Source organism: Morganella sp. EGD-HP17, from assembly GCF_000512315.2.
Classification (GTDB): domain Bacteria; phylum Pseudomonadota; class Gammaproteobacteria; order Enterobacterales; family Enterobacteriaceae; genus Morganella; species Morganella morganii.
Window position 1 is genome coordinate 100,714 of the sequence record NZ_AZRH01000013.1, and the last position, 25,311, is coordinate 126,024.

Consider the following 25,311-nt stretch of genomic DNA (forward strand, 5'->3'; position numbering starts at 1 on the left):
AGAGAAAAATCTGTTGTTTTAGATCAATGTATTCCCCGTTATGTGGTTAACCACAATAGGGGGAGTCTCCGGCAATTTTTACAATCCCCATAATGACATATCCCTTTACTCAACAACATGTTTATTCCTTTTTGGTTGAGTTTGAATACGACGAGCAATGAAGTTCCAAATACACCGGAGAGCAGTATGGATCTTGGCAAACGAAAATTTCTGCAAAACCTGGGCGTCCTGACAGCAGGTACGGCCCTGGTTCCGATGGCGGAGGCAGGTCTGCATTTTTCGCCGACCCGCCGTGAAGGCGACCCGTCAAAGCGCTACGGTATGCTGATTGATTTACGCCGCTGTGTCGGCTGTCAGTCCTGTACCGTCAGCTGTTCAGTTGAAAACCAGAGCCCGCAGGGGCAGTTCCGCACCAGTGTCAGCCAGTATCAGATTCAGATCCGCAATGAAGAGGCGACCACCAACGTGCTTCTGCCGCGTCTGTGCAACCATTGTGATAACCCGCCGTGTGTGCCGGTATGTCCGGTGCAGGCCACTTTCCAGCGCGAAGACGGCATTGTGGTGGTGGATAACACCCGCTGTGTCGGCTGCGCCTATTGTGTGCAGGCCTGTCCGTACGATGCCCGCTTTATTAACCACAGCACACAGACCGCAGATAAGTGCACCTTCTGCGCCCACCGTCTGGAAGCGGGGCTGTTACCGGCCTGTGTGGAATCCTGTGTCGGCGGCGCACGTATTATCGGTGACCTGAAAGATCCGTCCGGCACCATCAGCAAAATGCTCAGAGAGCATGAAGCTGCGATTAAAGTGCTGAAACCGGAAAACGGCACACTGCCGCAGGTGTTCTATCTGGGACTGGATGAGGCTTTCGTTCATCCGCTGGAAAACCGCGGACAGCCCGCATTATGGCAGGAGATCCACTGATGACTGAACAAGCGATGTTAATTCAGGAAGTGCTGGCCCGGCCGCAGGAAATCACCTGGCTGCCGTGGGCGGTGCAATACTTCTTTATGATAGGGATCGCCGCCTGTGCCGCCCTGTATGCCTGCTGGCAGCGCTGGCGGGGAGACAAACGGGATGCCCGCCTTGAGATGCTCGCGGTCTTTATCAGCATCACCCTCGGGATCGCCGCGCCGATGGCACTGACAGCGGATCTGCATCAGACCGCCCGTGTCTGGCATTTCTATGCTTATCCGACGCCGTGGTCGTGGATGCCGTGGGGCGCTCTGTTCCTGCCGGCGTTTACCGGCTGTATCGGTCTCTATTTCCTGGCGCTGGTGGCGGACAAAATCTGGCATAAGCAATTTAAACTGACCCGCTGGGTGGCACTCGGCAGTGCCGCATTCGCCATCGGCCTGCTGCTGTATACCGGCCGTGAGGTTTCAGTGGTGCGTGCGCATCCGATCTGGTTCAGTTACTGGATCCCGGTGCTGCTCTTCTTCAGTGCATTACAGGCACTGCCTGCCCTGATGATGCTGGGTGCCCGCCGTGAGCCGCAGTATCAGGCGCAACTGGCGCGTCTGCAGGTGGTTTCGTTACTGCTGCTGGCGGTGTGTATGGGATTCTGGATCGCCGGTGACACCATTTCCGGTGCCGCTATCCGCGCCCAGCTCCGTTTCGGCACAACCGGGTGGACACTGGCGATGGGGGAAATCGTTCTGTGGATTGCGCTGATGGTGCTGGCGGTCCGTCTGCTGACCCACCGTGGCTCAGTCGCGTATATCACCGTTCATGCGCTGCTGACACTGTTCCTGACCTGGTCGCTGCGCTGGCTGCTGCTGATGCAGGTACAGACGCTGCCGAAATACAATGTCATGCACAATCCGTACAGCCTGCCGATGGGCACGGATGGTATTCAGGCCATTATCGGCACGATCGGTTTATGGATAGCTCTGGTGATTATATTCCGTGAAGGTATCCGCTGGGTTAATAACAAAGTACAGAATCAACAGAAAGTCGCGCAGGACGGGGGTGTACAACATGGCTAAGTCAACAAGACGTCAGTGGTTAAAAGCAGGTTTGGCGATCGGCGGACTGGCAGCGTTCGGTTACAGTTACCGCGATGTGGCGAAACGCGCCGTCGACGGGCTGATGAACGGTACTTCCGGTAAAGTGACTCTGCACCGCATTAACGGTAACTCGCTGATCCCGGAAGGGAATGCCCTGAAAGGCTGGCAGGCGGAAAACGCACAGGCGGTATCGATGACCCAGTGCTTCGGCTGCTGGACGCAGTGCGGGATCCGTGCCCGTGTTGACCGCGAAACCAATCAGGTGATCCGCATTGCCGGTAACCCGTATCATCCGCTCTCTCACGACCACCACATCGCCTATAACACGCCACTGGCGGAAGCCCTGAAAAACATGGGCGGCGAAAGCGGCCTGGAAGGACGTTCCACCGCCTGTGCCCGTGGTGCGACACTGATGGAAGGGCTGCACAGCCCGCTGCGTATCCTCGAACCGATGAAGCGCGTTGGTAAACGCGGCGAAGGTAAATGGCAGCGCATCAGCTTTGAACAGCTGATAAAAGAAGTGACGGAAGGCGGTGATCTGTTCGGCGAAGGTCATGTGGACGGGCTGCGTGCTATCCGTGACCTCGATACGCTGATTGACCCGGCACAGCCTGCACTCGGCCCGGTGGCAAACCAGTTACTGGTGACCAACGCCGGGGATGACGGGCGCGATACCTTTATCCGCCGTTTTGCCCAGAACGCCTTCGGCAGCAAAAACTTCGGCGCACACGGCGCTTATTGCGGACTGGCCTATCGCGCCGGCTCCGGTGCGCTGATGAACGACCTGGACAAAAACGCCCACGTCAAACCGGACTGGGATTATGTGAAGTTTGCCCTGTTCCTCGGCACCTCTCCGGCGCAGTCTGGTAACCCGTTCAAACGCCAGGGGCGTCAGCTGGCTAATGCACGGATACGTGACAACTTTAACTATGCGGTGGTTTCACCGGCACTGCCGCTGACCACCACGCTTGCCAATGACCACGGACACTGGATCCCAATCACACCGGGCACCGATTCCGCGCTGGTCATGGGTATGATCCGCTGGATGATTGAGAATAACCGCTATAACGCGGAGTATCTCGCCGTTCCGGGGGAAGCCTCCATGAAGCGTGTCGGTGAGAGCAGCTGGACAAACGCGACTCATCTTGTCATCACCGATGATGCGCATCCGCTGGCCGGTCAGCATCTGACAGCCGAAGCCCTGAGCGGACAAACATCCGAAGAGCCGGTGTATATGGTACTGACAGAGCAGGGTGAGCTGGTTCCGGCGGACAATTGTGACCGTGCGGTACTTGAAGTCAGCCAGCCGGTCACGCTGGCAGACGGCACCACGGTGAATCTGAAGAGCAGTTTCCTGCTGCTGAAAGAATCCGCACAACGTTTTACCCCGGCAGAATACAGCGCCCGCTGTGGTGTGCCGGAAGAAACGATTGCCGCACTGGCGAAAACACTAACCTCATACGGCCGTCAGGCGGCGGTCATTTCGCACGGCGGGATGATGTCCGGTAACGGATTCTATAACGCCTGGGCGGTGATCATGCTGAATGCGCTGATCGGTAACATGAACCTGAAAGGCGGTGTGTCTGTCGGCGGCGGCAAGTTTAACGGTGCCAATGACGGGCCGTGCTACAAAATGGACAGCTTCCCGGGCAAAGTGAAGCCGAAAGGCATGAACCTGGCGCGCAGCAAGTCGGTCTATGAAAAATCCGATGAATACAAAAACAAGGTTTCCGCCGGTCAGAACCCGTATCCGGCCAAAGCACCGTGGTATCCGCTGGCAGCCGGTCAGCTGACCGAGCAGCTCGGCTCTGCACTGGAAGGGTATCCGCACAAACTGAAGGCCTGGATCACCAATATGACCAACCCGCTGTACGGCATTGCGGGGATCCGTCAGGTGATGGAAGAGAAGCTGAAAGACCCGGCGCATCTGCCGCTGATTATCGGTATCGATGCCTTTATGAATGAAACCACCGCGCTGGCGGATTACATTGTGCCGGATACCCACAACTTTGAAAGCTGGGGATTCAGTGCGCCGTGGTCCGGTGTACAGACCAAAGCCACCACCGCCCGCTGGCCGGTTGTTGCGCCGCGTGTGGCAAAAACGGCGGATGGTCAGCCGGTAGCGATGGAATCCTTCTGTATTGCGGTGGCGAAAGCCCTGAACCTGCCGGGATTCGGTGATAATGCTATCGCGGACAATGACGGCAACACTTATCCGCTGAACACGGCGGAGGATTACTATCTGCGTGTGGCGGCCAATACCGCCTTTATGGGCGAAAAACCGGGGCCGGAAGCCAAAGAGGCGGATATCCGTCTGTCCGGGGTGGATCGCATCATGCCTGTTATGCAGCAGGTGCTGAAAGCAGAAGAAATCAGCCGTGTTGCTTATCTCTTCAGCCGCGGCGGCCGTTTTGCGCCGTATGAAAAAGGCTGGGACGGGGAGAAAACCGGGCCGCAGTGGAAACAGCCGCTGCAGATCTGGAACGCGGAAGTGGCGCAGAACCGCCATGCCATCACCGGCGAGCGTTTCAGCGGGTGTCCGGCCTATTATCCGCCGCGTCTGTCGGACGGCAGCGATATTGACCGCGTCTATCCGGCGGAAAGCTGGCCGCTGAAACTGATGTCCTTTAAATCCCATGTGATGAGTAGTTCAACCACCATGATTGAGCGCCTGCACCATGTGAAACCGTCAAACCTGGTGGCGATCAACCCGGCGGACGGCGAGAAGTTCGGCGTGCAGCACGGGGATCTGGTGCGTATCACCACGCCGGGCGGCAGTGTCGAAGCGCAGATCAGCCTGCTGACCGGTGTGATGCCGGGTGTGGTGGCGATTGAACACGGTTACGGACATCACGAAATGGGCGCACGTCAGCACTATCTTGACGGCGAAGCGCTGGCGATGGATAAACGCATCGCGTCCGGCATTAATATCAACGACCTCGGCTTCGCTGACCCGACCCGCAAGGTGGCTAACACCTGGCTGGACTGGGTAACCGGAGCGTCTGTGCGGCAGGGATTGCCGGCGAAAGTGGAACGGATTTCCGCAGCCTGATAACACTGTCTGCCTCAACCCATCATCCAACAATTATAATAAGTCGTAATGCAATACCTCTGACCACCTCCGGGTGGTCTTTTTTTTTGCCGCAGAAAACACAAAGGACACCAAATGGTGTCCCTCTTGTGCAGTCTTTGCGTGTCAGTGTCTGATATTATCTGACTGATTATAATATTCGCCGGACTCAATTTTATCGATACCGGCCTGAAGTATGTCAATCAACTGGCGGGCGACATCAGTCGTCAGCCACATAGTTTTATCCACTTCTGCATGTTCGGGAGACTGGGACTGATCCTGCAGATAATGCAGGCGCAGCATCATGGCGTCGTAACTGTCGACGGTACTGATATCCCATCCGATAACCGGATGAGTCTGGATCACGGTTTTTTTATCGTTCATGGAACCTCCTAATCATACGGCAAGATGGTTAAGTATCTCTGACTAAGAGCTAACGTCCCGTTAACAACGGGTGATATCAGTATAAGGTCTTTTCGCAAAGTAAAAAGGGGGGATCAGACTTTTATTATGCAAAAAACGGCAAAAACGCCTTCTCTGAACATAATAGTAGTGCAATAAGATGGTTTTACCTTATTGCACTAAAGGTCTGAGTGTTTATACCTGGTTTATTTTGCTTAACGACAGATTTTAACATCCCAGCGGGCATCGGTTCCGGCCAGGAAAGGCACTAAAACATCCTCTGCACCGTTAATGGTTTCCGGGGTGATGACTTCCTGACGGGTTAATTCGATAAAGCCGTCATTGACCGGCAGACCATAAAACGCCGGGCCGTTCAGTGAACAGAATGCTTCAAAGTGCTCCAGCGCGTTCAGCTCCTCGAATACCGTGGCATATGCGGCCAGCGCGGTCGGGGCATTGAACACCCCGGCACAGCCGCAGGAGGACTCTTTGCGGTGACGGGCATGCGGGGCGCTGTCCGTACCGAGGAAGAACCGTTTGCAGCCGCCGGCCACTGCCTGACGCAGTGCTTCCTGATGCACATTACGCTTCAGGATCGGCAGGCAGAACAGATGCGGACGCACACCGCCGACCAGCATATGGTTGCGGTTAAACATCAGATGCTGCGGTGTCAGTGTGGCGGCGACATTATCATCCCCGTCCAGCACATACTGAGCAGCTTCTTTGGTGGTGATATGCTCGAACACCACTTTCAGCGCCGGGAAATCACGGCGCAGCGGGATCATCACATCATCAATAAAACGGGCTTCGCGATCGAAAATATCAATATCGGCGTGTGTCACTTCACCGTGTACCAGCAGCGGCATACCATTGCGGGACATCATCTCCAGCACCGGATAAATATTGCGGATATCTGACACGCCGTGTGCGGAGTTGGTGGTCGCATTCGCCGGATACAGCTTACAGGCGGTAAACACACCTTCGCGGAAACCGCGTTCAATCTCAGCCGGGTCTGCGTCATCGGTCAGATAGCAGGTCATCAGCGGGGTGAAACTGTGCCCCTGCGGTACGGCGGCCAGAATACGGTCACGGTACGCAATGGCGGCATCGGTTGTGGTGACCGGCGGAACCAGGTTCGGCATCACAATGGCGCGCCCGAAAAATTCACTGGTGAAAGGCACAACAGTACCGAGCATCGCACCATCACGGAAATGGATATGCCAGTCGTCAGGGCGGCGGATTTTCAGGGAAGTAACAGGATGAGTCATTGAACCGGCTCCGAAATAAGTAAAGGATAACCTGATGGCGGGTGCCATAAGCCGGAAAAGAATGATAGAACGATTCGCCGGTAAATACCATGTTAATTTGCGCTCTGTGGTGCTTATTGCTTTGCACCTATATAGCATCTGATCTATATTGGAGGGACATAACGTGCGGAAGATAGTCACAACAGATAATTTTGCAGCGTGGTTTGCAAAAACAGGAGTTAACAATGGGAAAGTCACTCAGACAACTGCTGACTGAGGAAAAGCCGGAAGTCGCAGCGGCTGCACGGGTTCAGGCAGATGAGATCCTGCTGAATATCCATCTGGCGGAGTTGCGGGAGAAAGTGAAGAAAACACAGGTGGAAATGGCGCAGGCATTGGGAATAAAACAGCCGACAGTCGCCGGGATGGAAAAACGGGGGCGTGATGTCAAGTTATCCACGCTGAGACGCTATGTGGATGCCATCGGCGGAAAACTGAATATTGATGTTGAACTACCGGACGGCACGCATTATATGTTCCGGGTCTGATACGGGATACTGAGGATAAAACAGAGAAATAAACAGGAGAGGTAAACGTTGGCTCCTCCAGCTGGACTCGAACCAGCGACATACGGATTAACAGTCCGCCGTTCTACCGACTGAACTATGGAGGAACATCTTCAACGCGGGGTGCATAGTAGTGCGGCGGGGCCGGTTTGTCAAAATGAAAAATGACTTTTTGAATCGTTTGCTTTGTTTGTGATCACTTTGCAGGAAATAACAGCAAAAAGCATAATTTCTGCCTGTAAATCAGTCAGTCATGAAAAATAAAAACAGGCAGACAGAAATTACCGGATGGCATAAACGAAAAAGCCCGCTCAGTGAGCGGGCTCTTAAATATGGCTCCTCCAGCTGGACTTGAACCAGCGACATACGGATTAACAGTCCGCCGTTCTACCGACTGAACTATGGAGGAAGCGTGTTCTCTGTGAGAACGGGGTGCATAGTAATGTGGTCAGAACGGATTGTCAAAGCGAAAATCAGAGATTGTGATCTGTTTGCCGTACTTATGAGCATTCCGGCGGAATAATCATCAAAATCACGGGGTTAACAGGTATAAATCCGGATTTTCACCCTCAGGGAATTCATCAGAAGCCGTGCGGAAAAAGAAGAACAGCAGAAATGAAAAAAGCCTGCTCAGTGAGCAGGCTTTTAAATTTGGCTCCTCCAGCTGGACTTGAACCAGCGACATACGGATTAACAGTCCGCCGTTCTACCGACTGAACTATGGAGGAATCGCGTTCTCGTGAGAACGGGGTGAATCATAGCTATCCTGCGGCAGCTTGTAAAGGGCAAAATGCAAAAAAATGACTGAGTGGCTAAGGCTTGAGCAATTGCGGATAAGCAGGGACAAAAACGAAAAAGCCCGCTCAGTGAGCGGGCTCTTAAATATGGCTCCTCCAGCTGGACTTGAACCAGCGACATACGGATTAACAGTCCGCCGTTCTACCGACTGAACTATGGAGGAAGCGTGTTCCCTTGGGAACGAGGCGCATATTAACGGGGTGTCCCGGTCGTGTCAACGGGAAAAAGGCAATTTTATTCTGTTTGCTCAGCAAGTAACCCGGGTGAGTGAAAAACAGGCATAAACAGTGGCTTAAGCCGCACCTTTCATCCAGTGAGAGCGCGGTTTTTCCGGATGCGCTTCCGGGTACGCCATCAGATGCAGATCATAAAATGACACAGTACCTTTTGTTTCTGTCATATGGCGGATCTCCTGCTTCAGTGAATCACTGACCTGCGGGTGGTCAAGCAATGCCGCCAGGGTTTCCGGGGGCACAACTTCACTGACAAACCATTCGCCGTTGTAGCACACCCGCAGATCCAGCACGCCGATATCCGTAAAGCGGTAAACCGGTCTGACCTCAAACAGCAGAACCGCAGCCATTACCAGGAACAGAGCACTGAAACCGAGCAGCCAGTAAAAGCCGAAGTAGGGTGCATAATAAATAAGAACACCCAGAACAAGATAGGACACCACCATCGCCAGACATAAATAAGGATAGGTGCGGATAAAATGACTGCTGAAACGGGGTTTTCCGTCCCGTTTCTCACGCTGGTTGATATTATCAAGAGCGCCGGTAATAAGTGTTCTGACGACATCCATATGAATGACCTCCGCAGGTCTGCTGACTATTCTGATACATTATATTAACATATCCGGTACACAACCGCGCAGAACAGTTACGGGCTTTGTGAGGGATAACTGTTATGATGCGGGGATTATTAAGAATAGTCTTATTTGGCTTAAGTCTGGCCTGATTGTCAGTTCAATACGCTGAAATCGCAGACAATTAACCAAACAAAAGTTAATAAATATGAGCTCTTTCACTTTTTTTAAAATTCACGGCAATAAATCAGTTGCTATTCATCCCCACTCATGAGTTAATGCTTGCGGCCCTAAAAAGAGCAGCTTTATGTATGACAACTGAGTTTGAGCGTTTAAGTTGAGTGTTATCCAGGATAGCCTTTGACCGTTTCATATGCTGTGTGCCTCCATTTAGTTTTTGCTTCCGGCCAGTACCTGCCAAAATGGCAATGCATTTATTTATATATAGGAAAGTCACATGTCTGACAAAATGAAAGGTCAAGTTAAGTGGTTCAACGAATCTAAAGGCTTTGGTTTCATCACTCCAGCTGATGGCAGCAAAGATGTTTTCGTTCACTTCTCTGCCATTCAGGGCGCAGGTTTCAAAACCCTGGGCGAAGGCCAACAAGTAGAATTCACCATCGAGAATGGTGCTAAAGGCCCGGCTGCAGCTAACGTAACTCCGCTGTAAGATATAGCCAAACCGAATTCCAAGCCTGCCGCGTAAGTGGCGGGCTTTTTTTATACTTAATTTTTATGCTAATCACACTATCGTGACGACCGGGAGCCGGATGATGCAGATTGACGACACAGTTTATGTCAAAACCGATGCGGATGAGCCGCGTGAAGGCCGGATATTGCTGATCGAACCGTTCAGTGAAGGTGTGATGTATCTGGTGGCGTTACCGGAATATCCGGAGGGAATTTGGTTTTTTAATGAAAAAGAGGGCGGGGATGGTGTATTCATCACGCCGAAAAATAATTTCTGACTTTACATATTTTCGCGGACATCCTATACTCCGCGCATCTTTTCTGAACAGAGGACCCGGATTTGGACAGTCACAGTTATAACTCAATTAACTGATCCGGCACACCTTTCTCTTCTGAAACTGTCTGCCGGAATGATAATGGCGGGCAGCACCTTTCCTGCGGTACTGCACTTTTTTATTGATACAGATGATCCGCCGGTTCCCGGTCGTATCACTGCTACAGGTATGCAGTATGTTTATTGTTTCTCACGCACTCTTTCCTCCTGGTTACTGAGCAGAATTTTCAGTCATTTTTACTTTTTCTGCTGTTAACACCTGACGCCATTGCGTCTTTCGGGTGGAGGTTACTATGTTTGCAATTCCTTATTTACTCAATTTACTGGCGGCGCTGGCACTTGGCGCCCTGATTGGTGCGGAGCGCCAGTGGCGTCAGCGGATGGCAGGTCTGCGCACCAATGCTCTGGTGGCAGTAGGTGCCGCTGTATTTATCTTAAGTTCGGTGACCACATCACCGGACAGCCCGGGACGTATAGCTGCACAGGTGGTTTCCGGCATCGGTTTTCTCGGGGCCGGCGTTATTATGCGTGAAGGCATGAATATCCGTGGACTGAATACCGCCGCGACATTATGGTGCTCAGCCGGCATAGGTGTGCTGTGCGGACTGGGGGAATTTGGCCCGGCAGTGACGGCGGCACTGGTTATCTTATGTGCCAATATTTTGCTGCGGGAAGCTGCGCAGCGCATCAATGCCCGTCCGGTCATTCACGCCACGGATCTGGTGCAGGACTATAAAATTCGTGCCGTTTGTCATGAAAAAGATGAAATTCTGGTCAGAACCGTGATCCTTCAGGCGCTGAATGGTTCACATGTCCGGCTGCACTCTCTCAGCAGTGCGGATACTTCCGGCGGAAAACTGGAGGTTTGTGCGGAAGTACGTGCCACACCGGCAGAGCAGAAGGAGATAGAAGGCATTGTTTGCCGGGTCAGTTTGGAGAGAAGTGTCAGTGCGGTCAACTGGATGATTGCCTCTGAACTGCCGGTCTGATGCCTTTTTGTGCATGGGTCAGCAATTATCGATCTTTTTTTAATAAAGTCTTAAGGTTTGTGCCGGTGGTTATTCCACCGGCTTTATTCTGTGTATCAACAGAATATTTATATTTAGTGATAATTTTTGATGGAAGAGGCAGAGGATTTTTAGCTTATTTTAAGAATAAAGAACTAAATCTTCAGCTATCCGCTTGATGGAAAGTGCCGGATTAGTGTCACACTACGGCAGATTTTTTGTGGCAGTAAAGTGAGGTTACGGGGTGGAGAGCGTGACGTCTGTCATAAATATCGGCCCGGATTTCAGAAACTTTTCAGAAAATCAGCAATAAACCGTGATGACAATCACAATTTAATAACATTTTATCGCTAATCAGGCGATGGTATAAAAAGCGCAGGATCGCAAATTTTGATCTGCTTACTGATTTTCAGTGCTGCGGGATAAAGAGCACTGTTCTGCGGGACTGAATAGCGTGAAATAATTACCCTGAATCGTCACATGACTGCGATACACTTTTAATTTGTAAAAACAAAAGTATATAGTAACTATATGTTACTATATTGTAGGTTATTACTTCAGACACGATCCTATCTTTTAATGCTACATTTAATTAACGACTTTGCTAATAGGAAAATGCCGGGATTGTGATGGTATGATGCCATTTCTGTGACAGAAGCATGTCAGTGTGTTTTTCAGAACAGTAACCGGTTTATCAAAGAGGCGGCGAGTTTATAAAAGTATCATCCGAAGGTATATACATAACCTTATCAGCTCCGGAAAGACAAATAAGTGAGCATATAAAAAGAGAGAGCCATTATTTTTAAAAAGAAATAAAGACAGCCTGAATTGAAAACCACAACAATGAATTAAATTCATTTAATCTTCAGTTACCTTCCTTCCAAATAACCCCTTGGCTATAACATAAAGTTATCTTATGATTTATCATCATGAATGGCTATTTTTTGTTAAAAATAACTAAACATTGATCAGCGGGGATGTTATGTAATGCTCACAATTTCACATTGTTATTGCAGGGTCATAAACCGGGTGAAAATGAACAAAATCGAACTTTATATAACCATTTAGGTGAAAAATAAGAGTTTTGTACCGCTATTTTTGCTAAGTATACCTTCGATAGATAGGGTAAAGCAGAGTTTCCCAATAAAGCTCATTGATCTGGATCAATATAGGCAGTCACATTATATGATTGGTGCAATGGACTTGAGTCACACACATTTTGAGTCGTATTCGCCTGAAGATTATTGACATTTGACTTATGGGAGTGATAAGCACGGTGAGTATTTGGGATATGGTGAGACAAAATATAATTAATAGTAAAATTGTACTAATGCATGGTGGGATGTTTATCTTTCTCTGCCAAAAACAAACATCAGTGGCTTGAATAGTTAATTTTGTGGTGCATAATAAATAACGTCTATAAATGATATAAGATGATTCAGACATTAAATAAGCTGGTGCTGATTTTAATCGTTACCTTTATTGTTTACAGGTATTCCTGATATGTATTTAATTTAAGTTTACTTTTGTGTGTTTCGTACGCATGCCGGATATTTATATGGATTGGCAGTAAACGATGGAATGAGCTTCTCCGGTATTTATTACATTACGTAAAACAGGATCTCCGGTATCACACAGCGCCGGAGATAGTTTCTGCTGTACTTTGTTGCTGCTGATATTCGGAAAGGAAAAAAAATGAGCCAGACGACTGATTTTCTGAAGCATATTTATGATATTAACCTCTCATACCTGCTGTTAGCCCAAAAACTTATTGCTCAGGAAAAAGCTTCTGCCATGTTCCGCTTAGGCATTAACGATGCAATGGCAACTACGTTAGCAAACCTTACGCTCTCTCAATTGGTCAAATTAGCGGAAACCAACCAGCTAATCTGTCAGTTCAGATTTGAAAGCAGCGAAACCATTGAAAAACTTACACGCGATTCCCGCGTGGATGAATTACAACAGGTTCATACCGGAATTTTACTGTCAACCCGTCTGCTGCAAACGCACGGCGCGGCTGGCACTGACTCACACGCAAGAAAAAGATAAGTATCATGGCCGAAAAAAGTATCATCAAAGAGGCTCAGGATATCCGTCTCGCGATGGAATTAATCTCTCTGGGTGCTCGTCTTCAGATGTTGGAAAGCGAAACGCAAATCAGCCGCGGACGCCTGATCCGCCTCTACAAAGAGCTGCGCGGATGTCCGCCCCCGAAAGGTATGCTGCCGTTTTCCACCGACTGGTTTATGACGTGGGAACAAAATATTCACGCCTCCATGTTTTATAACGCCTATGAGTTTCTGATGAACAGCGGACAGTGCACCGGTGTTGATGTGATAGTAAAGGCTTACCGGCTGTACCTGGAGCAGTGTCCTCCGGCGCCCGGTGAAGAGCCGCTGCTGGCACTGACCCGCGCCTGGACCCTGGTGCGTTTTGTGGAGAGCGGGATGCTTCAGCGCTCGGTCTGCAGTTGCTGCAGCGGGTCATTTGTTACCTACGCGCACATCCCTGAAAACAGTTTTACCTGCAGTTTGTGCCAGCCGCCGTCACGGGCAATAAAAAAACGTAAACTTTCCGCGCTTCCCGCCGATATTACGCTATATCGAGAGGATGGCATTGCCAAAGCGGTAATGTGACTGGATTGATTTGGTAAACAGGCAAATCCGTTTTGCCTGTCCTTCCTGAAAATTCCCTTTGACTGCCATCCGATACCTAACTGAGTTAAAGGGAATAGTGTGTTAATACTCATCGGATACATCATTGTTACGGGCACGGTCATCGGCGGCTATCTGATGGTTGGCGGCCATATGGGCGCACTTTATCAACCCGCTGAATTTGTTATTATTTTAGGTGCCGGTTTTGGTGCATTTGTCGTCGGTAACAGCGGAAAATCCATTGTTGCCCTGGGTAAAGTACTGCCGCGTCTGTTCCGGCGCTCCTCCTACAACAAAGCGATGTCAATGGATCTGATGGCGCTGTTGTTCCAGTTGCTCAATAAATCCCGCCAGCAGGGGCTGCTTGCCCTGGAAAAAGATATCGAAAATCCGCAGGAAAGCGATATTTTTTCCCAGTACCCGCGCATTCTCAAAGATCCGGCTGCACTGATGTTTCTGGTGGATTATCTGCGTCTGATGATCACCAGTAACCTGCAAAGCCACGAAATTGAAGCCCTGATGGATGAGGAACTGGAAACCTTCCGTCAGGAGAGCGAAGTGCCGGCTTCCGGCCTGAATATGGTCGGGGATTCCATGCCGGCATTCGGTATTGTTGCCGCCGTTCTCGGGGTGGTTAATGCGCTGGGTTCTGCTGACCGTCCGGCCGGTGAGCTGGGGGCGCTGATTGCGCATGCGATGGTCGGGACATTCCTCGGTATTCTCGTCGCGTATGGCTTTATTTTACCGCTGGCGTCACTGATTCGTCTGCGCAGTGGTGAACAGCTGAAAATGCTGGAATGTATCAAAGTCACTTTCCTTTCATCCTTACAGGGTTATCCGCCGCAAATCGCGGTTGAATTCGGCCGTAAAGTCCTGTTCAGCGCCGACCGTCCTTCCTTTACCGAGCTGGAAGACAAAGTCCGTGAAGTAAAAGTCAGCCACCGTACCGAAGCACAGGACGGGGAGTAAACCGACGATGAAACCGGGCAATACGCATGTTATCCGCGTCAAAAAGCGGGGCGGTCACGGGCACGGCGGCGGACACGGCGGGTCATGGAAGATTGCTTACGCTGACTTTATGACCGCCATGATGGCGTTCTTCCTGGTGATGTGGCTGATTTCTATCTCCAGCCCGCAGGAGCTGACTCAGATTGCGGAATACTTCCGCACGCCGCTGAAAACAGCGATCAACCCGGGAACAAAAACCGGGGATGCCACTAACCCGATTCCGGGCGGCGGCAAAGACATCATTTACAAAGACGGTGACACACTGCCGGACCCGGACAGCATGCAGGAAGAGCAGGGGCAGGATGAAGCCGGTCGTTTTGAGAAACTGAAACAGGATCTGGAGCAGGCGATTCTCAAAGACCCGCGTCTGAATGAACTGAAGCCGCATCTGCTGATTGATACCACAGATGACGGGCTGCGGATCCAGATTGTCGACAGTGCCAACCGCCCGATGTTTATGGTCGGATCCACTCATGTTGAGCCGTATATGCGGGACATTCTGCGGGCTATCGCGCCGATCCTCAATGACGTGCCGAACCGCATCAGTATTTCCGGTCACACGGATGACCTGCCGTATGCCAACGGCGGTAATTACAGCAACTGGGAACTGTCTGCCGAACGCGCCAATGCCTCGCGCCGTGAACTGGTGCGCGGTGGTATGGCCGAGAACAAAATTCTGCGGGTGGTCGGGATGGCATCCTCTATCCATCTGGATAAAAACGACGGACTTGCGCCGGTGAACCGCCGTATCAGCATCATCGTTCTGAATGAGTCGGAGATGGCAAATATTCTCCATGAATATGAGGGGGCTGTTCCCATTACCGATTTACAGCAGCTGAAGCAGTTACCGGCGCCGCATACAGAGACAACGGCTCCGCCGGAGATCCCGCCGGAAAAAGTGCCGGAACCGGCGGCACCGGAGCAGACACCGCCGCAGAACAGCGCTGCGGCGGCAGATACAACACAATAAACAGGATGGACAGGTACTGCCGGATTGCCGGCAGTACCTGTCAGCCGTAACACAAGAAAAAAATTGGATAACCGCGATGGATATAACCGAGTTTTATCAAACGTTCTTCGATGAAGCCGACGAGCTGCTCCGGGATATGGAACAGCACCTGCTGGAGCTTGATCCCCGGGATCCGGACAGTGAACAGCTCAATGCTATCTTCCGCAGCGCGCACTCCATTAAAGGTGGTGCGGCAACATTCGGATTCACGCTGTTGCAGAAAACCACACACACCCTGGAAAACCTGCTTGATAAAGCCCGCCATGATGAGCTGACGCTGACGCCGGATATCATTGATGTCTTCCTTGATACCAAAGATGTGATGGGCTCGCAGCTGGATGCCTATAAGAGCGACACACTGCCGGATGAAGAAAGCTTTAACCGCATCTGTGAAGTACTGGGGCATGTGGAGCAGAGTGTGGCGGACGCCGCTGTTGTCACGGAAACCGCCGCGCCGGAACCGGTCAGTGAAACCGCAGAAATTACTGCCGGCTCAGAAGAGAGCAGCACAGTACCGGAAACCGGTTTTTCACATCATTTCACGTTCACGCTCAGTAAGTTAAAGGAGAGCGAAGTCGCTCTGCTGGCCGATGAGCTGTCGCTGTTCGGCACGGTATACAAAACTGAACAGGGTACCGATACCCTGAAAGTCTGGCTGGGCACCAATACCGCGATTGATGACATCAGCGGCGTGCTCTGCTTTGTGGTGGATGATTCTCAGATCGCGTATGAGGAAACACCGGCAGCGGAATTAACCGCCATGCTGGCCGCAGACAATATTCCGGCAGAGCCGGAAGAAGAAACCGTCAGCGCACCGGTTGCTGTACCGGCACCGGCAGCAGCATCGTCATCTGCTCCGGCGGCGCGCAAAGCACCGGCTGCGGCGGCAAAAAATAAAGGTGACAGCGGCAGCATCCGTGTGGCGGTGGAAAAGGTGGATCAACTGATCAACCTGGTCGGTGAGCTGGTGATTATCCAGTCAATGCTGACTCAGCACAGCCAGCAGGTGGATCAGGCCGAATATGCGGAACTGCTCAGTTCGATTGTTCAGCTGGAACGCAACTCGCGGGCGCTGCAGGAATCTGTCATGTCTATCCGCATGATGCCGATGGATTATGTCTTCAGCCGCTTCCCGCGCATGGTGCGCGATATCGCCTCAAAACTGAATAAGAAAATCGAGCTGAAAGTGGAGGGCAGCTCCACCGAACTCGATAAGAGCCTGATCGAGCGGATTATCGATCCGCTGACTCACCTGGTGCGCAACAGCCTTGACCACGGTATTGAGAAACCGGATGTCCGCGCGGCAAACGGCAAACCGGAAGCCGGGACTCTGACCCTGGCGGCGGAACATCAGAGCGGCAATATCTGCATTGAAGTGCGGGATGACGGTGCCGGTCTGAACCGGGAGCGGATCCTGGCCAAGGCCCGTCAGCAGGGCATGGATGTGCACGACAACATGACCAACGATGAAATCGCGATGCTGATTATGGCACCGGGTTTCTCCACTGCCGAAGTGATCACCGATGTGTCCGGCCGCGGCGTGGGTATGGATGTGGTGAAACGGAACATTCAGGACATGGGCGGCCGTATTCAGATTGGTTTCACCGAAGGGCGCGGCACCGTGACCCGCATCCTGCTGCCGCTGACTCTGGCTATCCTCGACGGTATGTCCGTCAAAGTGGCCGATGATGTCTTTATTGTGCCGCTCAGCGCCATTATCAGCACACTCCAGCCGCGTCAGGAAGACATTTACCGCCTTGCCGGTGAGGAAAAAATGCTGCTGGTGCGCGGCGAATATCTGCCGCTGGTGGAAATGCATCAGGTCTTCGGTATCGAAGAAGCGGAACGTGATCTGGCGAAAAGTATCGCCCTGATTGTTCAGAACGCCGGTAACCGTTACGCCCTGCTGGTTGACAGACTGATCGGACAGCAGCAGGTGGTGGTGAAAAATGTTGAAAGTAATTACCGCAAAATTCCGGGGATCTCTGCCGCCACTATTATGGGTGACGGTTCTGTCGCACTGATTATTGATGTGGCGGAACTGCAGCGGATGAACAACGAAATTTTGTGCAAAAAGAAAATGAACACGTCACACGTCGTGATGCAATAAACAAAGGTAAATAACCATGTCGATGATGGATGAAGATTTAAACAAACTCGATGAAGAGAAAAACGGCGAAGGGTACCTGATTTTTACCCTGGGCGAAGAAGAGTACGGCATTGAGATCCTGAAAGTACAGGAAATCCGTGGTTATGAGCAGGTCACCCGCATTGCGAATACCCCGGATTTTATCAAGGGTGTCACTAACTTACGCGGTGTGATTATCCCGATTATCGATCTGCGTGTGAAGTTCTCCCATCAGAACGTCACTTACAACGACAACACCGTAGTGATTGTGGTCAATCTGAAAGATCGTGTGGTGGGGATTGTGGTGGACGGCGTGTCTGACGTGCTGGTGCTCAAAGATGAGCAGATTGCCCCGGCGCCGGATTTTGCGGTCACTTTATCAACCAAGTATCTGACCGGCCTGGGCACCATTGGTGACCGGATGCTGATCCTGGTGGATATCGAAAAGCTGCTTTCCAGCGAGGAAATGGCACTCATCGACAGCATGGCTGAATGATAATTCAGCCAAATGGTTTTGGTTAAGCCATCACTAAAGTTTTTTGTCGTGTGACCGATATCAAAAATACAATAACACTATGCCAGTAGAAAATTATGTATAGCAGAATTAAAATTGTATCAGGGCTTTTATCCGTTATTCTTATATTTGTACTGTTGCAGCTGGCATCCAGCGGGCTGATGTTCAGCAAACTGGGTGAAAACCGCGACAGTATCCACTTTTTGGATTCACTCCAGAGTCAGAGACAGGTTCTGACCCAGAGCTGGGTTAATCTGATCCAGGCCCGCGCCAATTTAAACCGGGCGGCAAACGGCTTTTTGCTCAGAGAGCACACCTTTAAAGACGATGCCACCCCGGATGAGCTGATCAAACAGGCCACCCGTCAGTTAGCGGATGCAGACGCTGCGTATGCCCGCTACATGAAAATGATGGAAGGCACCAGTTACGACAAGGCGAAGTTTGAAAAGCTGCTCTCCACGTATGAAACCTACCGTAATGCACTGACCCGGCTGATGTCCTATGTCCGGGAAGATCAGCTGGAACAGTTCTACACCTATGCCACATCCGGTTATCAGATGAAGTTCGAAGAGCAGTTTAATTCGTATTTCGACAGTATTTCTGCGGCGTTCCGGGGTGAAGTACAGAATGCGGAAGATAACTTCAGTGAATCCCTGTATATGCTGATTGCCCTGGCTATTATCCTTGCGCTGATCAGTCTTATCAGTTACCGCTATGTACAGCGCGGCATTATTCACCCTCTCAATGGCCTGGTAGACCGCATCAAAATCTTTGCTGCCGGTGACCTGACCCCGACAGTTGCGGTGAACGGTAAAAATGAAATCGCTGATCTGGGCCGCGGTGTGCAGCACATGCAGCAGGAGCTGATTAATACGGTGCGCGGTGTGCGCGACGGCAGCGAAAATATCTATCAGGGTACCAGCGAAATCGCCGCCGGTAACAATGATCTGTCTGCCCGTACCCAGGAGCAGGTTGCCTGTCTGGAACAGACTGCTGCCAGCATGGAAGAGCTGACCGCAACGGTGAAACAGAACACCGAATACGCCCATCAGGCCAGTGAATTTGCCGGTCAGGCTTCTGACATTGCCCGTGAAGGCGGCAAAGTGGTGTCCAACGTGGTGAATACCATGCTGAATATCGCTGACAGTTCACAGAAAATTTCCGATATCACTGCCGTTATCGACAGCATTGCGTTCCAGACCAATATTCTGGCCCTGAACGCGGCAGTTGAAGCTGCCCGTGCCGGTGAACACGGCCGTGGTTTCGCGGTGGTGGCGGATGAAGTCCGTAACCTGGCGCAGCGCAGCGCGGATGCGGCAAAAGAGATCAAAATCCTCATCGAAGACTCGGTATCCCGTACCGGAACCGGTGCCCGTCAGGCAGAAGATGCCGGCGAAACCATGACCAAAATCGTGGAATCCGTTACCCGTGTCACCGACATCATGGCGCACATTGCCACGGCATCCGATGAGCAGAGCAAAGGTATTTCACAGGTCAGTATTGCAGTTGCTGAAATGGACAAAGTGACGCAGCAGAACGCCTCACTGGTTGAGCAGTCTGCGGTGGCGGCAAATGTGCTGGAAGAACAGGTGGCGAAACTGTCACAGCTGATAGCCATTTTCCGCTTACCGGCCTTGAAGCACAGGGACGATAAACACACTGAACCGGCGGCAAGAACGATTTCCAATGTCGTGAAAACCCCGGATCTCAGCAAAATATCATCGAAGAATCATCAAGATGATGACAATTGGGAAACTTTTTAACGACGCGTCTGTGCTTTGCGCTGTCAGGGAAACCTGACGGCGCTTTTGTGCATCACAGCGATAACAACAACCGAAGCAGGTGAGCCCGGCCGGACGCAGTGGGGATAGCATTATGTTTGGTAAGAGAATACGGATTTCTGTCAGTTTATATCTGTTGCTTATTTTCTTTTGCGGCATGCAGATAGTGTCCAGCGGATTATCGCTGGGGATTGTTTCATCTGAATTATCGTCACTGGAACGGGTCGATCTCGGCTCAAAAAAACGGGCATTACTGGTGTCTTCTTATGAAGATCTGATGCAGGCCCGTAACCTGCTTACCCAGGTTGTTGTTCATATTAAAGTCGGCTCTGAAGAGAGCGATATCCGCCAGGTCAAAGCAGCATTTGATTTGCTGCTGGATAAAGCGGCGGAAGATTACAGCAATTTCAAATCCCAGCCGGTTCTCAGTGAAAAAGAGGATTTTGCCGGTATTGAAGAACAGTATCAGTCTTACCTTGGTGTGATTAAAGAACTGCGCGGTTACATTGATAACGCCAATATCCCTGCCTATGTGGAACACCCGACCCAGATGTATCAGGACAGAATGGGTGCGGTGGTGAATGATTATCTGGCGCTGCTGGATGAAGAGAGCCGCAGTGCGATTGAGTCCGGTACGTTCTATAACCGGATGGCGTGGATTATGTTCTTCGGCGTTACCGCCACCATTCTGCTGATTTCCGGTCTGGCTCATTTCTGGATGCGTTACAAAGTGATTAATCCGCTCACCAGTATGAGCGAGCACTTTATGCAGGTCGCACAGGGCAAACTGAACCAGAAAATAGAAGTGACCACCCGTGATGAAATCGGTGTGGTATTCGGTCAGCTTAAGCTGATGCAGGAATCGCTGGCAGAATCTGTCTCAAACGTTCGCCTGAATACAGACCAGATGTATACCGGAATTCGCGAGATTGCCCTGGGCAATAATAATTTATCATCACGGACAGAGCAGCAGGCTGCCTCCCTGGAGGAAACCGCTGCCAGTATGGAAGAGCTGACCGCAACGGTGAAACAGAACGCCGATAATGCCCGTCAGGCCAGTGAACTTGCGGTGACGGCATCGAAAACCGCCAGCCGTGGTGGTCAGATCACGGACAGCGTGATTGAAACCATGACCTCGATTGCCAACAGTTCGCAGAAAATCAGCGCCATTATCAGCGTGATCGACGGTATTGCTTTCCAGACCAATATCCTGGCACTGAACGCTGCCGTGGAAGCCGCCCGTGCCGGTGAGCAGGGACGCGGATTCTCCGTGGTCGCCGGTGAGGTGCGTGCGCTGGCACAGCGCAGTGCGGATGCCGCGAAAGAGATTAAATCCCTGATTGATGAGTCAGTTGACCGCGTCGGTCAGGGAACGCAACTGGTGGACAGCGCCGGTAAAACAATGGAAGAACTGGTCACTGCGGTGAACCAGGTGACGGAACTGATGAGCGAAATCGCGTCTGCCTCCAACGAGCAGAGCCGTGGTATCGAGCAGGTGGCAACCGCCGTCAGCCAGATGGATCTGGTGACCCAGCAGAACGCCGCACTGGTTGAGCAGTCAACAGGTGCAACAGCCGCACTGGAAGATCAGGCGAATAACCTGGTCGACACGGTCGCTTTCTTTGAGCTGCCGGATAACAGGGGCACTCAGTCCGGCTTTGCCGGCTGACAGTCCTGATCACCGCCTGACACCGGTTCGTATCGCAGACGCCGGTGTCAGGGGGTAACTGATCGGTTTGTACTGAAGACTGTCAGTGAATCGTTTTTACCGAAAGGACAACAAGTACGATGCTTTTTGCGCCACAGATAGAACCACTCACAGATGATGAGTTTGGTCGGGTGTGCCGGTTTATTCATAAAAAGTCAGGCATCGTCCTTAGCATGAATAAAAAGAATATGGTCTACAACCGCCTGTTAAAGCGGCTCAGAGACTGCAATATGAGCACATTCGCCGAGTACCTGCGTTTGCTGGAACGGGAGCCGCTGCACCCGGAATGGCAGGCATTTATTAACGCAATGACCACCAATCTGACCGCATTTTTCCGGGAGCCGCATCACTTTCAGACACTGACTGACTTTATCCGTCCCCGCCGTAACCAGCCGATCACTATCTGGTGCGCGGCTGCCTCGACAGGGGAAGAACCGTATTCGATCGCCATGACACTCAGTGATGTTCTCGGTGCGAACGCCATGAATGCCAAAGTGATCGCCAGTGATATCGATACCGAAGTTCTGGAGAAGGCCCGTAAGGGCGTCTACCGTATCGAAGAGCTGAAAAGCCTCAACGCCCTTCAGCGTCAGCGCCATTTTATGAAGGGGGTCGGGGAATATGAAGGCTATGCCCGGGTGAAACCGGCGCTCGGCCGGATGATTGATTTCCGTTATCTGAATCTGACGGACAACGACTGGCAGTTTCAGGGGCAGTTCGATGCCATATTTTGTCGTAATGTCATGATTTATTTCGATAAGGATATGCAGAAACAACTACTGGAACGTTTTGTTCCGCTACTGAAGCCTGACGGGCTGCTGTTTATCGGGCACTCGGAGAACTTATCACAGTTATCTTCGCGTTATGTCATCAGAGGACAGACCGTGTACAGCATTCAGGCGGCCGGGAGAAGTGATGAAAAAAATAAAAGTACTTTGCGTTGATGACTCGGCGCTGATGCGCCAGTTAATGCGTGAAATTATTAACAGCCATCCGGATATGACCGTGGTGGACGTGGCACCGGATCCGTATGTTGCGCGTGATCTGATTAAACAGCATGAACCGGATGTGGTAACGCTGGATGTGGAAATGCCGCGGATGGACGGCATCGATTTTCTGGAAAAACTGATGCGTCTGCACCCGGTACCGGTGGTGATGGTCTCCACACTGACCTCCAAAGGCTCGGAAGTGACGCTGAAAGCCCTGGAACTCGGAGCGGTGGATTTTGTCACCAAACCGCAGATCGGGATCCGCGAAACCATGATGAGTTACCGCGACCTTATCGGTGAAAAAATCCGTGCCGCAGCGATGTCAAAAATCACGCAGGGTAACCGCTTCCGCCGCCAGGAAAAAGTGACGGCAGCACCGGCGGTTATCAGCAAACCGCTGTCATCGTATGCCTGCCATAACCGCCTGATTGCGGTGGGCGCATCGACCGGCGGAACGGAAGCTATCCGTCAGTTCCTGGAGATGCTGCCGCCTGAGTGTCCGCCGGTGGTGATCACCCAGCATATGCCGGCCGGTTTCACCCGCTCATTTGCCGAGCGTCTGAACAAGCTCTGTGCGCTGACGGTAAAAGAGGCGGAACACGGCGATGTGCTGCGCAAAGGGCATGCTTATATTGCCCCGGGCGATGCGCATATGCTGATCGCGGATAAAGGCCAGGGTTACCAGGTGGTGCTTCAGCAGACACCGCCGGTGAACCGTCACCGTCCGTCCGTGGATGTGCTGTTTGACTCAGTGGCCGAATGTGCCGCCCGCAAATGCATCGCGGTCCTGCTGACCGGTATGGGTATGGACGGTGCGCGCGGCATGCTGAATCTGCGGCAGAAAGGCGCGGTCACGTATGCCCAGGATGAACGCAGCTGCGTGGTCTTCGGTATGCCGCGCGCGGCGATTGAACTGAATGCGGTCGATGAAATTCAGGATCTCGTCAAAATTGCCCCCAGTGTGCTGGGCAGACTTGCTGCCGTTTCCGCCTGACGGAACCGGCAATTATTCATTGTATTATTGCAGGAGTGGTTATGGCCGCTAAAGATTTGAATTTTCTGGTAGTTGATGATTTTTCCACCATGCGCCGTATCGTGCGTAACCTCTTAAAAGAGTTGGGCTACAACAAAATTGAAGAGGCGGAAGACGGTGTGGATGCACTGGAGAAAATCCGTGCAGGTCAGATTGATTTCGTGGTGGCGGACTGGAACATGCCGAACATGGACGGGCTGGAGCTGCTGAAAACCATCCGCGCGGATGATGCACTCAAACATATCCCGGTCATGATGGTGACCGCCGAAGCGAAAAAAGAAAATATTATTGCCGCCGCTCAGGCCGGTGCCAGCGGTTATGTTGTCAAGCCGTTCACTGCCGCGATCCTCGAGGAAAAACTGAATAAAGTCTTCGAAAAAATGGGTCTGAACTGAGGGGCTTCAGCAGAAGGAAAGCAGGATGACGGAAAATAAATCAACGGACAGAAACAAAAACAGTGATGATGATTTAAAACAGATCATCACCCGGGTCGGTTTTTTAACGAGGATGTTAAGAGAAAGCATGCGTGAACTGGGATTAGAAAAGGGCGTGCAGCAGGCGGTCGCGACAATTCCGGACGGAAAAGACAGACTGCGCTACATCGCTCAGATGACTGCACAGGCGGCGGAAAAAACACTCAACGGCATCGACACTATCAAGCCGTTGCAGGTAAAAATGCACGAGGACGCGCTGGATTTGCAGGCGCGCTGGCAATCCTGTCCGTCAGCAGAGGTCGATCCGGCTCTGCAGGAATCCACCATGGCGTTTATCCGCCGGGTGATTGACGGCAGTGCGGTGACCAAAAGTGAGTTACTGGAAATTATGATGGCTCAGGATTTCCAGGATCTGACCGGTCAGGTCGTGAAAAAAATGATGGAAGTGGTGGAAGAAACAGAGAAACAGCTGCTGTTTCTGCTGATGGAAAACACCCCTGCGGAAATCCGTGCAAAACATCCGGTCGACAGTCTGAAAAACGGACCGCAGATTGATCCGAAAGGGACCAATGTGATGGCATCACAGTCACAGGTTGATGATCTGCTCGATGAGCTTGGTTTCTGATATAAAAAAACCGCAGCAGGGATGCCGCGGTTCAGAACGGTCAGTCTGTCACAACGGAAATCAGATACCCATTGCCTGCTTAATCTGAGCCATTGCGTCGCTGCCTGCTTTGCATGCTGCGTCCTGCTGCTCTTTCGGCAGTGTTGCGATTTGTTTTTTCGCTTCGTCAAACTGTTTCAGCATTGGTTCTAACTGTGCTTTGGCTGCTTCGTTGTCACCGGCTTTTTCAGTTGCTTTCTTCACTAAATCATCGACTTCAGCAAAGTATTTGTTACAGGTTTCAGTTGCACCCGGAACGGATGATGCTGATTTTTCTTCGCCGGAACATGCAGTCAGAGCCAGAGCCATTAAACCCAGAGAGCAGGCTAAAATTGTTTTTTTCATCAGTGAGTACCTTGTGATTATCGTGGAATAAAACAGTGGCAAATTATAAAGTACCGGTAACAACTGCCTATCGGAATTGTTCCTAATTTAACACTCCGTGCGAAATACGGGCTTTC

Annotated in this window: 23 protein-coding genes and 4 tRNA genes; 19 read left to right on the top strand and 8 right to left on the bottom strand. The window is 51.5% G+C overall.

Annotated features, from left to right (window positions below):
* Positions 1 to 186: 186 nt before the first annotated feature.
* From ttrB to ttrA, 3 genes are read left to right on the top strand one after another with little or no spacing between them, the layout of a single operon-like run.
* On the top strand, positions 187 to 924 hold the full coding sequence (gene ttrB, locus X965_RS14085) for a tetrathionate reductase subunit TtrB (RefSeq protein WP_004236883.1): 738 nt from the start codon (positions 187 to 189) through the stop codon (positions 922 to 924).
* Positions 924 to 1,988, top strand: coding sequence for a tetrathionate reductase subunit TtrC (gene ttrC / locus X965_RS14090; protein WP_036418542.1), 1,065 nt, complete (start codon positions 924 to 926; stop codon positions 1,986 to 1,988). Before ttrB ends, ttrC begins: the two co-directional genes overlap by 1 nt.
* Positions 1,981 to 5,061, top strand: a complete 3,081-nt coding sequence (gene ttrA, locus X965_RS14095; protein WP_036418543.1) for a tetrathionate reductase subunit TtrA — start codon at positions 1,981 to 1,983, stop codon at positions 5,059 to 5,061. The genes ttrC and ttrA overlap by 8 nt, the downstream gene beginning before the upstream one ends.
* A gap of 144 nt (positions 5,062 to 5,205) precedes the next feature.
* On the opposite strand, the gene bssS is transcribed toward ttrA, so the two are convergent.
* Positions 5,206 to 5,463: a biofilm formation regulator BssS gene (gene bssS / locus X965_RS14100; RefSeq protein ID WP_004236879.1), complete on the bottom strand. Its 258-nt coding sequence runs from the start codon at positions 5,461 to 5,463 to the stop codon at positions 5,206 to 5,208.
* A gap of 233 nt (positions 5,464 to 5,696) precedes the next feature.
* Positions 5,697 to 6,749, bottom strand: a complete 1,053-nt coding sequence (gene pyrC, locus X965_RS14105) for a dihydroorotase (RefSeq protein ID WP_032098583.1) — start codon at positions 6,747 to 6,749, stop codon at positions 5,697 to 5,699.
* A gap of 224 nt (positions 6,750 to 6,973) precedes the next feature.
* Between pyrC and X965_RS14110 the strand changes: the two genes are divergently transcribed.
* Positions 6,974 to 7,276, top strand: coding sequence for a helix-turn-helix domain-containing protein (locus tag X965_RS14110; RefSeq protein ID WP_036418546.1), 303 nt, complete (start codon positions 6,974 to 6,976; stop codon positions 7,274 to 7,276).
* 49 nt (positions 7,277 to 7,325) lie between these two features.
* Here X965_RS14110 and X965_RS14115 read toward each other — a convergent pair.
* The 5 genes from X965_RS14115 to X965_RS14135 form a co-directional block, all read right to left on the bottom strand.
* Positions 7,326 to 7,401 (bottom strand) — tRNA-Asn (locus tag X965_RS14115).
* Positions 7,402 to 7,627: 226 nt separating this feature from the next.
* A tRNA-Asn gene (locus tag X965_RS14120) sits at positions 7,628 to 7,703 on the bottom strand.
* Between the two features lie 243 nt (positions 7,704 to 7,946).
* A tRNA-Asn gene (locus X965_RS14125) sits at positions 7,947 to 8,022 on the bottom strand.
* 157 nt (positions 8,023 to 8,179) lie between these two features.
* Positions 8,180 to 8,255, bottom strand: a tRNA-Asn gene (locus X965_RS14130).
* A gap of 129 nt (positions 8,256 to 8,384) precedes the next feature.
* Complete coding sequence (locus X965_RS14135; RefSeq protein ID WP_004240013.1) at positions 8,385 to 8,894, bottom strand: YlaC family protein; 510 nt, start codon at positions 8,892 to 8,894, stop codon at positions 8,385 to 8,387.
* A 460-nt stretch (positions 8,895 to 9,354) separates the two neighbouring features.
* Here X965_RS14135 and cspE point away from each other — a divergent pair, with 460 nt between their 5' ends.
* The 15 genes from cspE (at position 9,355) to X965_RS14210 (ending at position 24,811) form a co-directional block, all read left to right on the top strand.
* Positions 9,355 to 9,567, top strand: a complete 213-nt coding sequence (cspE, locus tag X965_RS14140) for a transcription antiterminator/RNA stability regulator CspE (protein ID WP_004240014.1) — start codon at positions 9,355 to 9,357, stop codon at positions 9,565 to 9,567.
* 103 nt (positions 9,568 to 9,670) lie between these two features.
* On the top strand, positions 9,671 to 9,865 hold the full coding sequence (dsrB, locus tag X965_RS14145) for a protein DsrB (protein WP_015422621.1): 195 nt from the start codon (positions 9,671 to 9,673) through the stop codon (positions 9,863 to 9,865).
* Between the two features lie 349 nt (positions 9,866 to 10,214).
* The gene (locus X965_RS14150; protein ID WP_004240015.1) at positions 10,215 to 10,910 is read left to right on the top strand and encodes an MgtC family protein; all 696 of its coding nucleotides are present in this window, start codon (positions 10,215 to 10,217) and stop codon (positions 10,908 to 10,910) included.
* 1,713 nt (positions 10,911 to 12,623) lie between these two features.
* Positions 12,624 to 12,977 (top strand): flagellar transcriptional regulator FlhD, encoded by a 354-nt coding sequence (flhD, locus tag X965_RS14155; protein ID WP_004240016.1) that lies wholly within the window; start codon positions 12,624 to 12,626, stop codon positions 12,975 to 12,977.
* Positions 12,978 to 12,982: 5 nt separating this feature from the next.
* The gene (gene flhC, locus X965_RS14160; protein WP_004236866.1) at positions 12,983 to 13,564 is read left to right on the top strand and encodes a flagellar transcriptional regulator FlhC; all 582 of its coding nucleotides are present in this window, start codon (positions 12,983 to 12,985) and stop codon (positions 13,562 to 13,564) included.
* A gap of 99 nt (positions 13,565 to 13,663) precedes the next feature.
* Positions 13,664 to 14,551, top strand: a complete 888-nt coding sequence (gene motA, locus X965_RS14165) for a flagellar motor stator protein MotA (RefSeq protein ID WP_004240017.1) — start codon at positions 13,664 to 13,666, stop codon at positions 14,549 to 14,551.
* A gap of 7 nt (positions 14,552 to 14,558) precedes the next feature.
* Entirely contained in the window at positions 14,559 to 15,560 is a 1,002-nt protein-coding gene (gene motB, locus X965_RS14170) for a flagellar motor protein MotB (protein WP_036418548.1), read from the top strand.
* 76 nt (positions 15,561 to 15,636) lie between these two features.
* Positions 15,637 to 17,709, top strand: coding sequence for a chemotaxis protein CheA (gene cheA, locus X965_RS14175; RefSeq protein ID WP_036418551.1), 2,073 nt, complete (start codon positions 15,637 to 15,639; stop codon positions 17,707 to 17,709).
* A gap of 16 nt (positions 17,710 to 17,725) precedes the next feature.
* Entirely contained in the window at positions 17,726 to 18,223 is a 498-nt protein-coding gene (gene cheW / locus X965_RS14180) for a chemotaxis protein CheW (RefSeq protein WP_004236862.1), read from the top strand.
* 95 nt (positions 18,224 to 18,318) lie between these two features.
* Positions 18,319 to 20,004 carry a methyl-accepting chemotaxis protein gene (locus X965_RS14185; RefSeq protein ID WP_004236861.1) on the top strand — a complete coding sequence of 562 codons (1,686 nt, stop codon included), beginning with the start codon at positions 18,319 to 18,321 and terminating at the stop codon, positions 20,002 to 20,004.
* 112 nt (positions 20,005 to 20,116) lie between these two features.
* Positions 20,117 to 21,691 carry a methyl-accepting chemotaxis protein gene (locus tag X965_RS14190; protein WP_004236860.1) on the top strand — a complete coding sequence of 525 codons (1,575 nt, stop codon included), beginning with the start codon at positions 20,117 to 20,119 and terminating at the stop codon, positions 21,689 to 21,691.
* A 119-nt stretch (positions 21,692 to 21,810) separates the two neighbouring features.
* Positions 21,811 to 22,674 carry a CheR family methyltransferase gene (locus X965_RS14195; protein ID WP_015422623.1) on the top strand — a complete coding sequence of 288 codons (864 nt, stop codon included), beginning with the start codon at positions 21,811 to 21,813 and terminating at the stop codon, positions 22,672 to 22,674.
* A complete protein-coding gene (locus X965_RS14200) occupies positions 22,646 to 23,713 on the top strand; it encodes a chemotaxis response regulator protein-glutamate methylesterase (RefSeq protein ID WP_004236858.1) in 1,068 nt (355 codons plus the stop codon). Before X965_RS14195 ends, X965_RS14200 begins: the two co-directional genes overlap by 29 nt.
* 41 nt (positions 23,714 to 23,754) lie before the next feature.
* Positions 23,755 to 24,147: a chemotaxis response regulator CheY gene (gene cheY, locus X965_RS14205; protein ID WP_004236857.1), complete on the top strand. Its 393-nt coding sequence runs from the start codon at positions 23,755 to 23,757 to the stop codon at positions 24,145 to 24,147.
* Positions 24,148 to 24,172: 25 nt separating this feature from the next.
* Positions 24,173 to 24,811: a protein phosphatase CheZ gene (locus X965_RS14210; RefSeq protein WP_004236856.1), complete on the top strand. Its 639-nt coding sequence runs from the start codon at positions 24,173 to 24,175 to the stop codon at positions 24,809 to 24,811.
* A gap of 60 nt (positions 24,812 to 24,871) precedes the next feature.
* On the opposite strand, the gene X965_RS14215 is transcribed toward X965_RS14210, so the two are convergent.
* Positions 24,872 to 25,195, bottom strand: a complete 324-nt coding sequence (locus tag X965_RS14215; protein ID WP_004236855.1) for a DUF5339 domain-containing protein — start codon at positions 25,193 to 25,195, stop codon at positions 24,872 to 24,874.
* Between the last annotated feature and the right edge of the window lie 116 nt (positions 25,196 to 25,311).